The 13,531-nt window shown below is 64.8% G+C and carries 9 protein-coding genes; 7 read left to right on the top strand and 2 right to left on the bottom strand.

Features of this window, described 5'->3' with window-relative positions:
- The first annotated feature begins 550 nt into the window (after positions 1-550).
- The 5 genes from ATO4_RS24195 to ATO4_RS24175 all read left to right on the top strand — a co-directional run bounded on the left by ATO4_RS24195 (position 551) and on the right by ATO4_RS24175 (position 7,436).
- Entirely contained in the window at positions 551-1,294 is a 744-nt protein-coding gene (locus ATO4_RS24195) for an endonuclease/exonuclease/phosphatase family protein (protein ID WP_083594347.1), read from the top strand.
- A 138-nt stretch (positions 1,295-1,432) separates the two neighbouring features.
- A complete protein-coding gene (locus tag ATO4_RS24190; RefSeq protein WP_083594346.1) occupies positions 1,433-2,413 on the top strand; it encodes a sialic acid TRAP transporter substrate-binding protein SiaP in 981 nt (326 codons plus the stop codon).
- Between the two features lie 109 nt (positions 2,414-2,522).
- On the top strand, positions 2,523-3,092 hold the full coding sequence (locus ATO4_RS24185) for a TRAP transporter small permease (protein ID WP_083594345.1): 570 nt from the start codon (positions 2,523-2,525) through the stop codon (positions 3,090-3,092).
- 150 nt (positions 3,093-3,242) lie between these two features.
- Complete coding sequence (locus tag ATO4_RS24180) at positions 3,243-4,523, top strand: TRAP transporter large permease (protein WP_083594344.1); 1,281 nt, start codon at positions 3,243-3,245, stop codon at positions 4,521-4,523.
- A gap of 72 nt (positions 4,524-4,595) precedes the next feature.
- Entirely contained in the window at positions 4,596-7,436 is a 2,841-nt protein-coding gene (locus ATO4_RS24175; RefSeq protein WP_083594373.1) for a UvrD-helicase domain-containing protein, read from the top strand.
- 87 nt (positions 7,437-7,523) lie between these two features.
- Here the strand turns inward: ATO4_RS24175 and ATO4_RS24170 are convergent, their stop codons facing one another.
- Together ATO4_RS24170 and ATO4_RS24165 are read right to left on the bottom strand one after the other, a co-directional pair.
- On the bottom strand, positions 7,524-8,555 hold the full coding sequence (locus tag ATO4_RS24170) for a hypothetical protein (protein ID WP_139802669.1): 1,032 nt from the start codon (positions 8,553-8,555) through the stop codon (positions 7,524-7,526).
- A gap of 147 nt (positions 8,556-8,702) precedes the next feature.
- On the bottom strand, positions 8,703-9,119 hold the full coding sequence (locus tag ATO4_RS24165) for a hypothetical protein (protein WP_139802668.1): 417 nt from the start codon (positions 9,117-9,119) through the stop codon (positions 8,703-8,705).
- A gap of 502 nt (positions 9,120-9,621) precedes the next feature.
- On the opposite strand from ATO4_RS24165, the gene ATO4_RS24160 reads away from it, so the two are divergent.
- Both ATO4_RS24160 and ATO4_RS24155 read left to right on the top strand, forming a co-directional pair.
- The gene (locus tag ATO4_RS24160; RefSeq protein WP_176223148.1) at positions 9,622-10,797 is read left to right on the top strand and encodes an HPP family protein; all 1,176 of its coding nucleotides are present in this window, start codon (positions 9,622-9,624) and stop codon (positions 10,795-10,797) included.
- A gap of 246 nt (positions 10,798-11,043) precedes the next feature.
- Complete coding sequence (locus ATO4_RS24155) at positions 11,044-12,780, top strand: AIPR family protein (protein ID WP_176223147.1); 1,737 nt, start codon at positions 11,044-11,046, stop codon at positions 12,778-12,780.
- Positions 12,781-13,531: the final 751 nt, after the last annotated feature.

The raw sequence follows: 13,531 nt of genomic DNA, 5'->3' as shown, positions 1-13,531 counted from the left end.
GCTTCCCCGTTTCCCGCAGCTTCCCCAAGGTGATGGTAATTGCTCACTCACCAGCGAGTCGAATCATATTTCGCGTCCTCGCTACGAGAATGACTCGCGGTCGCCGGCCACCCGGCGATCGCGCGGCGGCGCAGCCGTCAAAGACCGAGCGGCGATGCGCCCCAGCTTGGCGCATCGAGCCGCAAGGGCCGGAGAGAGGCGTGCCCGAAAGATCGTGCGAAGACCGGCGGATGGCGCAGCTTGCCAGCGAAGGCGATGCCGTCCCGCTCCCGGTCGTCATGCGCGAGCGCCGGAAGCTGATCTCGCTCCGACTGCGCCGCCGATTTGACATTCGGCGGCCGGCCGTGAAATTCGCGGTGACGGACGACGGACCTGGAGCCGGCTCGCCGGCATCGCCCGTTGCGGTCCGATGGGACGTTTGGCGGGCGCTTTCGCGAGGCGGCAGGCAAGGCCCGGGATGAACCACAGGCACCCCTGCCCGTTCGAAGCACGGACGAGCGGGATCCGCCGACGTCCAGGCGAATGGCACGGACGGTAGAGACGAGGCCCCATGCTCCGCGTAGCATCCTACAACATCCGCAAGGGCGTCGGCACCGACTGGCGCCGGCGGCCGATGGAAATCCTCGCCGTCCTCAACGAGATCGACGCCGACGTCGTGGCGCTGCAGGAGGTCGACCGGCGGTTCGGCACCCGGGCCTCGACGCTGCCGCAGCAGGCGATCCGCGAGACGACCCGCTACGTTCCGGTCGCGCTGGAGGCCCGGCCGGGCAGTCTCGGCTGGCACGGCAACGCGATCCTCGTGCGCGAGGGCATCGCGGTCCGGCAGATCCAGTGCCTGGAACTGCCGGCGCTGGAGCCGCGCGGCGCCGCCATCGTCGACCTTGCCGTCGGCGAGGCCGAGCTGCGCGTCGTCGGCATGCATCTGGGGCTGCTGGGCCTGTGGCGGCGGCGGCAGGCCGCGGCGATCCTCGCCCATCTGGAGACCATGCGGCCCGCCCTTCCGACGGTGATGATGGGCGACCTCAACGAGTGGAACCCCGACGGACGGTGCTTCGCCTTGTTCGGCCGCTCCCACGAGGTCGTGCTGCCGGGCCGGTCGTTCCCCTCGCGCATGCCGCTCGGGGCCCTCGACCGTTTCATCCTCAGCGAGGAGGTGAGCCTCGTCGAGACCGGGGTCCACGTCTCCAACCGGTCGCGCGGCGCCTCCGACCATCTGCCGGTCTATGCCGACATCGCCTTCCCCGGCAGCGCCGCGAAGGGCCCGCATGTCCGCCCCCTGGTCTCCCACGCCTGACCGCGGGCCGTCCGGCGTCGCGGCGCTCGCCGCCCGGCGGCGCGCCGCGTCATCGGCGCGGCTGACGTAACGCCATTGCACTTGGCGCCCCAGCCAATAAGATGACCTTCCTGCGTATACGTTAGGGAGGAGAACGGAATGGCATACGCGCACAAGACGGCAGCGGTGGGAGCGGCGCTGCTGGCCTCGGTCGCCCTGGTCCAGCCGGCGGCTGCCCAGACGGTCCTGAAATGGGCCCATGTCTACGAGACGAGCGAGCCCTACCACAGCTGCGCCGTGGCGGCGTCCGACCAGCTGAAGGCGGCGACGGAGGACCGCTATTCGATCGAGGTCTATCCGGCCTCCTCGCTCGGCAAGGAGGTCGACATCAACGAGGGTCTCGGCCTCGGCACCGTCGACATCATCTATACCGGCCAGCTGTTTGCCGGCCGGGCCTACGGGCCGGTCGCCATCGGCGGCGCGCCCTACATGTTCCGCAACTACGACCACTGGGACAAGTATCGCCAGTCCGACCTCTTCGACGAGCTCGCCAAGGGCTATCAGGACGCCACCGGCAACCACATCCTCGCCACCACCTATTACGGCCAGCGGCACGTGACCGCCAACAAGCCGGTGGAAAAGCCCGAGGACATGCAGGGCATGAAGATCCGCGTGCCGAACGCGCCGCTCTACATGATGTTCCCCCGGGCCGTCGGCGCCAATCCGTCGCCCATCGCCTTCGCCGAGGTATACCTTGCACTGCAGCAAGGGACGGTGGACGGGCAGGAGAACCCGCTGCCGACCATCCAGGCGAAGAAGTTCCACGAGGTCCAGTCGGACATCTCCCTGACCGGCCACATCAACGACGCGCTCCTGACCATCGTCGGCGGCCCGACCTGGGGCCAGATGGACGAGGCCGATCACGCGGCACTCGGCAAGGTGCTGGCGGATGCGGCCGACTGCGCGACGACCCAGGTGCGCGACAACGAGGCCAAGCTCGCCGCCTGGTTCCGCGACCAGGGCGTGAACGTCCACGAGGTCGACATCGCGCCGTTCCGCGAGATGACCATGAAGCTCCACAACGGGCCGGACGCGACCTGGGACCAGGCGATCTACGATCGCCTCCAGGCGATCGAGTAGCACGCCTGACATGAGAGAGGCGCGGCGGGTTGGGAGGCCCGCCGCGCCGACAGAGCAGGGCCGACAGAGCAGCGCCGAAGCAGCAGGGCCGAAGCAGCAGGGAGGAAGCATGTCATCCGTCGACCCCACGCCGGGCATCGGGGCCGAGGCGCCCGGAGCGCATCCGGACGAGCCCATCGACCTGTCCGACCTGCGCTGGAGCGACGGCGTCGTGCTGGTGCTGTTCTGGGTGCTGGCCGGCGTCGTCTTCCTGCAGTTCTTCACCCGCTATGTCCTGAACGATTCCCTCGGCTGGACCGAGGAGATCGCCCGCTTCCTGTTGATCGGCGTCACCTTCGTCGGCTCGATCATGGCGGCGCGCAAGGAAAGCCACATCGCGGTCGAGCTGTTCTACCGCTATTTTGCGAGGCGGGCCCGCTTCGCCCTGCAGATCGTCGTCGACCTGGTGTCGCTCGGTTTTTACGTGGCGATGACCTGGCTCTGCATCAGCCTTGCCGGCCGCACCCACCAGAAGATGGTGTCGATCGACCTGCCGAAATCGGCGGTCTACTGGATCGTGGCCGTCTCGCTCGGCCTGATGGCGATCTACGCCGCCGTCGCCCTCCTGCGCCATCTCCGCTCCGGCACCAGCCGGCTGGTCGATCCCGAACGCTTCGCCGTCTCCACCAAGGGCGTCTGATCGCAGCCCGCGCGGCGGTCGAACGCTCCCGAAGTCCGGCATGTTCAAGAAATGACCGGGCTTTGCGTGACGGCCGGGCCTACGGCCGCCACGCCCAAATCGCCGGACGGCCCCTGCCGTTCCCGTCTGCCTCGTCCCGATTGGCCCGCGATGCTTCTCGTCCTCCTCTTCGTCCTCCTGTTCGGCCTGATCGCCCTCGGCGTTCCCGTCGCGATCTCGCTTGCCGCCTCCTCGGCGATCTTTCTGCTGATCGAGGGCCGGGTGCCCGAGGTCGTCGTCATCCACCGCATGGTCAACGGCGTCGATTCCTTCCCGCTTCTGGCGATCCCGTTCTTCATCCTGGCCGGCAATCTGATGAATGCGGCCGGCATCACCGAGCGGATCTTCGATTTCGCCAAGGCGATCTTCGGCTGGATGCGCGGCGGCCTCGGCCACGTCAATGTCGGCGCCTCGGTCATCTTCGCCGGCATGTCGGGCGCCGCGGTCGCCGATGCGGGCGGCCTCGGCGCCATCGAGATCAAGGCGATGCGCGATGCCAATTACGATCCGGGCTTTGCGGTCGGCATCACCGCGGCGTCCTCGACCATCGGGCCGATCATCCCGCCGTCGCTGCCCATGGTGATCTACGGCGTCGTCGCGGGCGCTTCGATCGGTCAGCTGTTTGCCGCCGGCTTCGTCCCCGGTGTCCTGATGGCGCTGGCGCTGATGGCGATGATCGCGATCTATGCGCGCCGGCGAAACTATCCCGTCGACCAGCCCTTCCGCTTCGACGTCCTCGGCGTGACCTTCCTGCGCGCCTTCCTGTCGCTGATGACGCCGGTGATCATCGTCGGCGGCATTCTCACCGGCGCCTTCACGCCCACCGAGGCGGCGATCGCCGCCTGCGTCTGGGCGATGTTTCTCGGCCTCGTCGTCTACCGCACGCTGTCTCTGAAACGCTTCCTGCGCGTGTCCTTCGACACCATCGAGACCACCGCCGTCGTGCTCTTCATCGTCGCGGCGGCCACCATCTTCGCCTGGGTGCTGACCTCCAACCGCGCGCCGGAGCATTTCGCCGCGCTGATCCTGCAGGTCTCCGACAACCCCATCATCGTCCTCCTGCTGATCAACCTGATCCTCCTGATCGTCGGCTGCTTCATGGAGACGGTGGCGGCGATCACCATCCTCACCCCCGTGCTCCTGCCGATTGCCGTCAAGATGGGCGTCGATCCCGTGCATTTCGGCGTCATCATGGTGCTCAACCTGATGATCGGTCTTCTCACCCCGCCGATCGGCATGGTGCTCTATGTCCTGTCGCGGGTGTCGAACATCCCCTTCGAGCGCTGCGTCGCGGCGACGGCGCCGTTCTTGGTGCCGCTGTTCATCGTCCTCGGCCTCGTCACCTTCATCCCGGCCCTCACCATGTGGCTGCCGACGCTGATCTATCGCTGAGCCCTCGCCCACGGCCCGCCAGCCGAGCCGCCGCCGTTGGCCATCGCCGGCCGATTGCTTACATTGGCGAACATGAGCGATTTCAACGAATCAGTGCCCGCGAACCCGCCCCGCCAGGGCGGCATCGCCGCAAGAGCCATGGCCGCGCGGGGCGCGGCGGCGCCGGACTATCTGTCGGGCCTCAATCCCGAGCAGCGCGCCGCCGTCGAGACCACCGAGGGCCCGGTGCTGGTGCTCGCCGGCGCCGGCACCGGCAAGACCCGCGTCCTGACGACGCGCATTGCCCATATCCTGCAGACCGGCCGGGCCTGGCCTTCGCAGATCCTCGCCGTGACCTTCACCAACAAGGCCGCCCGCGAGATGAAGACCCGCATCGGCATGCTGGTCGGCGGACAGGTCGAGGGCATGCCCTGGCTCGGCACCTTCCACTCGATCGGCGTCAAGATCCTGCGCCGCCATGCCGAGCTGGTCGGGCTGAAACCCAATTTCACCATTCTCGACACCGACGATCAGATCCGGCTGATCAAGCAGCTGATCCAGGCCGAGAACCTCGACGACAAGCGCTGGCCGGCGCGCACCTTCGCCACCATGCTCGACGGCTGGAAGAACAAGGGCCTCGCCCCGAAGGACATCCCCGAGGGCGACGCCCGGGCCTTCGCCGGCAAGGGTCGGCATCTCTATGCCGCCTATCAGGCCCGGCTGATGACGCTCAATGCCTGCGACTTCGGCGATCTCCTGATGCACCCGATCGCGCTGCTCAAGGCCCATCCCGACGTCCTCGCCGAATATCACCGGCGGTTCAAATACATCCTCGTCGACGAGTACCAGGACACCAACGTCGCCCAGTACATGTGGCTGCGGCTGCTGGCCCAGCAGCCGTCGCGCTCGCACAACGCCGACGCTTCGATCTCCCCCCTTGTGGGGGAGATGCCTGGCAAGGCAGAGGGGGGTGCCTCGGCGCAAACCTCTCCGAACTCGGCGCTCGGCGCGCCCCCCTCTGGGCTGCCGCCCATCTCCCCCACGAGGGGGGAGATCGAGGCGTCACGGGCGGCTCCCGGCGCTCCGAGCGCAGCGAGGCAAGGCCGAACGGCCGTCGCGGCTGATGCCGCGCCCCCGCGGAGCGAGCCGCCGCGCAGCGGCGACAGCGTGAGCGCAAACAAACCGCAGCAGATCAACATCTGCTGCGTCGGCGACGACGACCAGTCGATCTATGGCTGGCGCGGCGCCGAAGTCGACAACATCCTGCGCTTCGACAAGGATTTCCCCGGCGCCACCGTCATCCGCCTTGAGCGCAACTACCGCTCCACCGGCCACATTCTCGGCGCCGCCTCCCATCTCATCGCCCATAACGAGGACCGGCTCGGCAAGACCCTCTTCACCGACCGCGCCGATCCCGAAGACCCCAAGGTCGAGGTCAATGCCGGCTGGGATTCGGAGGAGGAAGCGCGGGCCATCGGCGAGGCGATCGAGGATCTGCAGCGGCGCGAGAACCACGACCTCAACGACATGGCGATCCTGGTGCGCGCCTCGTTCCAGATGCGCTCCTTCGAGGATCGCTTCGTCACCATGGGGCTGAACTACCGGGTGATCGGCGGCCCGCGCTTCTATGAGCGGATGGAGATCCGCGACGCGCTCGCCTATTTCCGCTGCGTCTGCCAGCCCGCCGACGATCTCGCCTTCGAGCGCATCGTCAACACCCCGAAGCGCGGCCTCGGCGACGCCACCGTGCGCCTCCTCCACGATTACGCCCGCGAGCGCCAGATCCCGATCATCGCCGCCGCCGGCGAGATGGTCGAGACGGAGGAGCTGAAGCCCAAGCCCCGCAACACGCTGCGCGGCGTCGTCGCCGATTTCCGCCGCTGGTCGGAGCTGCTGCCGACCATGAAGCACACCGAGCTCGCCGAGCAGATCCTCGAAGAGTCCGGCTATACCGAAATGTGGCAGAACGACCGCTCGGCCGAGGCGCCGGGGCGGCTGGAAAACCTCAAGGAGCTGATCCGCTCGATGGAGGAGTACGAGTCGCTCCCCTCCTTTCTCGAGCATGTCGCCCTCGTCATGGACGCCGAGCAGAACGCCGACACCGACGCCGTCTCGATCATGACGCTGCATTCGGCCAAGGGCCTCGAATTTGAGACCGTCTTTCTGCCCGGCTGGGAGGAAGGGCTGTTTCCCCACCAGCGGGCCCTCGACGAGGGCGGTCGCTCGGGGCTCGAGGAAGAGCGCCGTCTCGCCTATGTCGGCATCACCCGCGGAAAGCGGCGGGTGAAGATCTGGTTCGTCTCCAACCGCCGCATCCACGGCCTCTGGCAGTCGACCATCCCGTCGCGCTTTCTCGACGAACTCCCCGAGGCCCATGTCGAGGTGATGGAGGCCAACACCTCCTATGGCGGCTATGGCGCGTCCGGCTTCGGCGGCTATGGCGCGTCCCGCTGGGACGGCGGCAACGCCTTCAAGGAGAGCGCCTACCAGACCCCCGGCTGGAAACGCGCCCAGGCCGCCCAGGCCGGCTTTGCCGAGACCAATCCCCGCAGCAGCGGCGGCGACGGCTGGAAGGGCGGACGCAGCCGCGAGATCACCTACGACGCCGAGCCCGGCTCGCGCGGCGCCGGCAATTCCGGCTTTGCCGGCCGCATGAGTGACGGCCCCGCCCCCGGCCGCGGCCACAACCAGCCGCCGAAAAAGGGCTTCGGCCTCTATTCCTCGGCAAAGAAGGGCGGCCCGCGCGAGATCCAGGGCGAGCTGGTGGCCAAATCCGTCGCCGACGCCGAAAGCCGCTTTGCCGCCGGCGACCGGGTGTTCCACCTGAAATTCGGCAACGGCACGGTCGCCGGCATCGACGGCAACAAGCTTACCGTCGACTTCGACAAGGCCGGCCAGAAGCGCGTGCTGGAGGGTTTCGTCGAGCCGGTGTGAGGCCGGCAACGGCAACGCCTTGGCGCGTTGCCGTCAGGCGAGGAGCGGTGTTCGACGACCGCCTCGGCGCGCCTGCGCGATGCGAGCCTACCGAATGCCGTCCGAACACTGGAAGAACACGTCGAGCGCCCGGTTGCTGCCGGAGAGGCCCGTCTCCAGGATGATGTTCTGGCCGATGAACGAGATCTGGCCGGAATTGGGGATCGCGTCGTCCAGCAGGCCGGGGCCGTCCGCGCGGCCCTCGGTGATGCGGGCCCATGTCTCGCCGTCCCGGCCCTCGATGATCTCCACATCCGCCTGGCTCGGCTCATCGCCGGGATCGAACAGGATCCGAACGGGCTTGCGCTCGCCGAGCCTGCCCATCTCGCCGCCGTCCTTGATATCGATGTAGCTGTTCTCCCGGTCGATCTCGAAGCGCAGGCCGGGCATCACCGTGTCGTAGACCTCGCAGGCGACGACGCGGTCGCCTTCGCGCAGCTCGTTGATGACCCAGGAACCGGCCTTGCCGAAACCGACGGGCATCGCCTCCCCCGGCATCGCCTCTGCCGGCGAAGGCGGCGCCATGGGCGCTGCGGCCTGGCCGCCGTCGCCGCCGGACCGACCGACGCATTCCTTGACCTTCAGGATCGCGGCGGTCGAGCCCGAGAGGCGAAAGTCGTAGTCCGCCTTGCCGACACCGAGAACCGCGGAACTCCCTTGTCGCAGCCCGTCGAGCTCGGCCTCCCCGAGCCAGGCGATCGTCCAGCCGCCGCTGGCGGTGCCGGAGATGTAATCGCCGCCGCGCCGATAGCCTTGCCCCGAGCCCGCACCGTCGATCTGCAGCGTGCCCTGCCAATCGGGCTGCGAGGTGATCGGCACGGCGAGCTGCCATTGCTGGCCGTCCCAGCCGAGGCGAAAGGCCGAACCGTCACTGCGCACCGACTCGGCGAAGCAGTAGCCGAAGCGTCCGCCGACCCGGCCGGCGAAAACCCGCCATCCCCGTGGGTCGGCGTAAAACCGTTCGCTCTGCGGCGCCGCGACGATGTCGTAGCCGCCATAGCCGTTCTGTTGCGCGATCGCCGAACCGGGAGCGGTCAGCGCGAGGCTCGCGCACACAATGAGACACCGAAACTTCGACATCGATCGCCTTTCATGGATGAGACGCTGCGTTTTGCGGGACGGGGCGGGCAGCGAGCCGACATTCGCCTGAGGGATTTTGGGAATTCCCGGTCGACCTCGGCTCCGACGCGGAAACCACGGGGTCGACCCCTGCATGCTTGAGCAAAGCTACTGTTGCATCATCCGGATCATCGCGGCCGGCGCCTCGGTGCGGGCCTTCGACTTGTCGAACCAGAAGCGGCCTTCGAGCGAGTTGAAATCGCCGAGCCAGAACTCGTAATAGGCCTTCGAGCTGGCGCTCAGGCGAAAGCTGTAGATCTCGTCTTCGATCGCATATTCGACCTCCCAGCACGAGCCGTTCATGCAGAACCGGGCGTTCCTGCCCTGGAGCAGCTCGATCGAGGCGTGATTGTCCTTGTCGACCCACTTGCGATTCTCGGGCGTCCAGATCCAGCTGCCGGACCAGCTGAGATTGTACTGGACCCTTTCAACGGTCGCCTCGCCGGCGCCGACGACGGGCGCCTCCAGCCGGTGTCCTCCCACCGGGGCGAGCGCCATCGCCAGCGCCATCCACATTGCCATCATGATCGCGTCGTCCTCATGCGTTGCTACCGTGCGGATCGGCAAGCGACGGCCTTGCCGGCCGCCGGGGCAGTGCTGGCGGTGCCTGCCGCCAGGACACCGCAACATCCTGCAGATCCCTGATGGATATCCGTGTGGAAGAGCTTCTGAGCTACTGGCCTGCCGCGTGTTTCGGCCACGCCTGCGAGCATCGCCGACCTCCTGCCGCGATGCGTTGAACAGTATTCGGATCACCGCCAAGCAGAAGATTCCCCAACGGCATGGCTAGACCGTTTTCGCCGCCGATGGCAAGCCGAAAATCGCCGGCGTTCCTCTGCAGGGTGCAGCGGTTCGGGGCCATCGCGTGGGTTTCCATTGCAGGGGCGCGGCAATTGTCGGCGACAGTCTCGTCGCCAACTTCGGCGGCGCCGACCGGATGCCGGAGGGGCTGGCTCACCCCAGCCGCCTGTCATTTGCGCACCATGCTGCTAAAAGCGGCATCCGGTTCAGCAGCAAGGCTCGCAGCATGGTTCGCCAGTCTCTTCTCCGGCTCGTCCCCGATCTCGGCCATGTCAGCGCCAGGGAGCAGGCGCGGGCGAGCCTCGGGGCGCTTCTCGGCATCGCGGTCACCGGCTTTGCGACGCTGCTGGTCCTCGGCCCGGACACCATCGTGCCGCTGCTGGTGGCGCCGATGGGCGCCTCGGCGGTGCTCCTCTTCGCGGTGCCGTCGAGCCCCCTCGCCCAGCCCTGGTCGATCCTCGGCGGCAACGTCTCGGCCGCCCTCGTCGGCATCGCCTGCCGGCTGGCGATCCCCGAGCCGCTGCTGGCCGCCGCCGCCGCGGTCTGCCTCGCCATCGCCCTCATGTTCCTCTTGCGCTGCCTGCATCCGCCAGGCGGCGCGGTGGCGGTCACGGCGGTCCTTGCCGGGCCGAGCGCCGATGCGTTGGGCTTTGTCTTCGCGCTCGTCCCGATCGGCCTCAACTCGGCGCTGCTTCTGGCCGTGGCGCTCGCCTACAACCGCGCCACCGGCCGCCGCTACCCGCATCTGCGGCCCGTCCAGGCGCCGGGCGCCCACGGCACGGCGGACCCCGCGCCGCGCGAGCGCACCGGCTTCACCCTCGCCGATCTCGACGCCGTCCTGGCGCGCCAGGACAAGGTGGTCGACATCGACCGCAGCGACCTGATGGCGATCCTGACCACCGCGGAGGACGAGGCCTATCGCCGCCGCTCCCGCGATCTCACCTGCGCCGACGTGATGACAAGCGACGTCGTGACGATTTCCCCCGCAACCACCATCGGCGAGGCCTGGCACATCATCCAGGACCGCAATTTCAGCGTCCTCCCCGTCACCACCGAGGACCGCAAGCTCGTCGCCATGCTGTCGCGGGAAAACTTCGTCGAAGCCGTCGGCCGCGGCCTCGGCCGCCCGTCGCTGCGCCCGAAGAAGCGCCTCGCCAACGGCTTTTCGCAGGGCTTTTCCACCCGGATGCCGGTCGAGCGGATCGTCACGAAGAACCCGCCGAAAGCCACCCGCGACACCGCCATCGCCGACCTCGTCCCCTTCCTCGCCACCGCCCGCCTCCACCACGTCGCCATCGTCGACGACACCGACCGCCTCGTCGGCCTCGTCACCCAGACCGACCTCGTGATGGCGCTGTTCCACGGCGATGTCGGGGGCGGGACGAGGGAGCGGGCAGCGTGAGGGGGTGGCCCGACGCGGAGACCCTGACGGGCTGGAGCAGCCACCAGCGCTCGTAAGAGAGGCGTTCCTCCGGAACAACCGCTGCCAGGTACGCAATTGCTGCTCCTGCCCAGAGCATGATGGCGGCCGTATATCAGCATCATGAACCAAGCGTGCGCGTATCCGCCACCATAAATGGACACCTTGCGCGCCACTACCTGCCTTCATATTGTCAGACTTACGATTCTCCATTCGAGGCACTGTCCGATGCCAATGAACCCAATAATTCGAGCTCAACTTAATGACTTTAAAAACGCTAACGCCAACGAAGAAGGCGACGACAGCGATTTTTTTGAGGTCATGTCGATATTTGCTGTGGAGAACGGTATTCTTGGAGAGAACATAGATCCCTTCCGGGCTCATCTTAAGGGTCAAGAATTCGGCCTCGATGGGATCGCTATTAGTGTACAGGGCATTCTCTGCACCGACGCCGACGAGGCGGCTTCCGTACTGTCTGTTGGAAAAAATCATGTCGGCTCCTTCCACATGTATCAGTCCAAGACATCAGACAGCCTCGACTATGGACAAATATCCAAATTTCTCGATGCAGTTTACGACTTCTTTACAGAATTAAACCTTCTGAGCGGCGATCAAATCGAAGACTTGGTTGGCGCTCGTGATCAAGTTTTCTCAGCTGCCACGAGATCTAATCCAGATCTAAAATGCTATTTTTGCACCACAGGATCCGGTGAAATATCTGATGCAATCGCATCGCTGGTGCTGAGCAATAAGTCTCGATTGTCTGCGTTAAATCTTTTCGGCTCTATCGACATTGTATGCTTGGGAGCTCGAGATATACAGCAAGCGTTTCGCTCTGCTACCAACGCATCATCCGCTACGATATTTTTCCCAAAAGCCATCACCCTACCGGAACACGACAACATTGACGAAGCCTACATTGGCTACGTTGGCGCCGATCAAGTCCTTGAAATGGCGCTAGTTAATCCTGATCCCACTGGAGGACGTCATGTAAACCGCGCGATCTTTTATGACAATGTTCGCGACTTCAATCCAGATTCAGAGATCAATAAATCCATCCTTACAGAATTGGAGTCTGGCGATTTTTCTTCATTTGTTTTCAAAAACAACGGCATAACTGTGGTGGCAAAAAGCATTTCTCGAAAAGGAGACACATTCACAATTGAAGACTATCAGATTGTTAATGGATGCCAAACAACAAACATACTTGCCCAAGCGAGGGAGTACGCTGAAAAAATAAGTGTGCCGTTGCGCTTAATCGGAAGCTCGAACGGGGATTTTATTTCCAAAGTGATTATCGGGACTAATAAACAGAATGAAGTCCGAGAGGACCAGTTTTGGGCCTTACTGCCGTTTATGAAAGACCTTGAAATCTACTGTTCGGGACAAGACGGGGATGAGAAAATACTCATAGAGCGGCGGGACAACCAATACAAAGATGTGGCGATTGAACGGACCCGGATCAAGAAGCCATCGGATTTGATGAAAGTGGCAGCCGCAGCTTTCTTTTTCCAGCCGAACCGTGCGGCCCGCGACCATCGGGGTATCAGAAAAGAATTTTCAGAGAAAATTTTCCTGCCTGGTCATAGTGTCGAGCTTTATCATATGGCAGCATTTGCATTGTATAAGTTTGAATACCTTGTTCGAACATCGAGAGTACCGCGAACATTTGCGATCAACAAATTTTACGTTCTCTATGCCCTAGTGCGGCAATTTTGGAATACCCCAAACATTCTTGAGGCGACACCACGAAAACGTGCTGCGGTTCACAAATCTGTTATGGGCGTTATACGAGATAATGATGCTTATGTCGCCCATATTGAAAAAGTCTCAAAGCATATTGAAGCGCTTGTTTCCAATTCATCAGCCAAGACTCGCGAGCAGATACGTGATTTTATACGAACAGAGACGTTTTCTGATAGTTTCAATCAATCCTACTTTATGGAAAACGCTGAAGAGATTTGATCGGTACGTCTTTGATCAGAGATCCCGGCGACTTCAAGCCGAGAGCTAGATTTTGTTTACTGGCGACTAGCGCACTCGTCCCTGCGCATCTCGTCCAGTGCTCGATGACCGCAAGGCATGAATAAAGAGAATGTTCGATCTAAGACCGTTCGTTCGCTAGTAATTGACTCATGCGTCCCCCACGCGGCGCCATGTGAGACGATTGCGCGTCTGAGCGGAAGAGGCGAGCGGCCCAAATCCTCGCCGGGGCTTACGGCTTCAAGGCGCCGACCTCCCCCGCGTCGTCATCCCGGCCCCCGAGCCGGGATCCATTCCAAATCGTCGACGCCCTTGCGCCCGCGGGTCGCCGACGGATTTTCGTCCTGAAGCGAAAGGCCGTGTCAACGTCGAGGAATGGATCCCGGCTCGGGGGCCGGGATGACGAAGCTTTGGGCTCTGCGACCGTTCTTCCGCGCCGACGCCGGGTGGTAGGGGCGACTGCCGACGCGGCCGCACGAGATGTGTGGATCGTGCAGGGACCGGCCGGAGATGACGCCGCGTTGGGGCTGGCGCCTCCCGCTTCTGTCCCGGCGTTCCCGGCTTCCCTCGGAACGCCCGCCCGCCATTGCCTTCGCCCCTCTCTCCCCTCGCGGCGAGAGGGCGCCGCGTCCTCCATCCCAAAAAAACTTATCCCCACCCCCGCCGCCTTGCCCCATCATCCCCTCACCGCCGGCCCACGGAACGGGCACGAATGATCACCGGGATCGTTCGG

Source organism: Aurantimonas sp. 22II-16-19i, assembly GCF_002088275.1.
In the GTDB taxonomy this organism is placed as follows: domain Bacteria; phylum Pseudomonadota; class Alphaproteobacteria; order Rhizobiales; family Rhizobiaceae; genus Jiella.
This window is presented reverse-complemented; position numbering and strand designations above follow the sequence as displayed.

Coding starts and splice junctions, on each gene's coding strand:
- ATO4_RS24170 (WP_139802669.1), bottom strand. CDS start 8,555: ATGTCGAAGTTTCGGTGTCTCATTGTGTGCGCGAGCCTCGCGCTGACC.
- ATO4_RS24180 (WP_083594344.1), top strand. CDS start 3,243: ATGCTTCTCGTCCTCCTCTTCGTCCTCCTGTTCGGCCTGATCGCCCTC.
- ATO4_RS24155 (WP_176223147.1), top strand. CDS start 11,044: ATGCCAATGAACCCAATAATTCGAGCTCAACTTAATGACTTTAAAAAC.
- ATO4_RS24185 (WP_083594345.1), top strand. CDS start 2,523: ATGTCATCCGTCGACCCCACGCCGGGCATCGGGGCCGAGGCGCCCGGA.
- ATO4_RS24195 (WP_083594347.1), top strand. CDS start 551: ATGCTCCGCGTAGCATCCTACAACATCCGCAAGGGCGTCGGCACCGAC.
- ATO4_RS24190 (WP_083594346.1), top strand. CDS start 1,433: ATGGCATACGCGCACAAGACGGCAGCGGTGGGAGCGGCGCTGCTGGCC.
- ATO4_RS24175 (WP_083594373.1), top strand. CDS start 4,596: ATGAGCGATTTCAACGAATCAGTGCCCGCGAACCCGCCCCGCCAGGGC.
- ATO4_RS24165 (WP_139802668.1), bottom strand. CDS start 9,119: ATGATGGCAATGTGGATGGCGCTGGCGATGGCGCTCGCCCCGGTGGGA.
- ATO4_RS24160 (WP_176223148.1), top strand. CDS start 9,622: ATGGTTCGCCAGTCTCTTCTCCGGCTCGTCCCCGATCTCGGCCATGTC.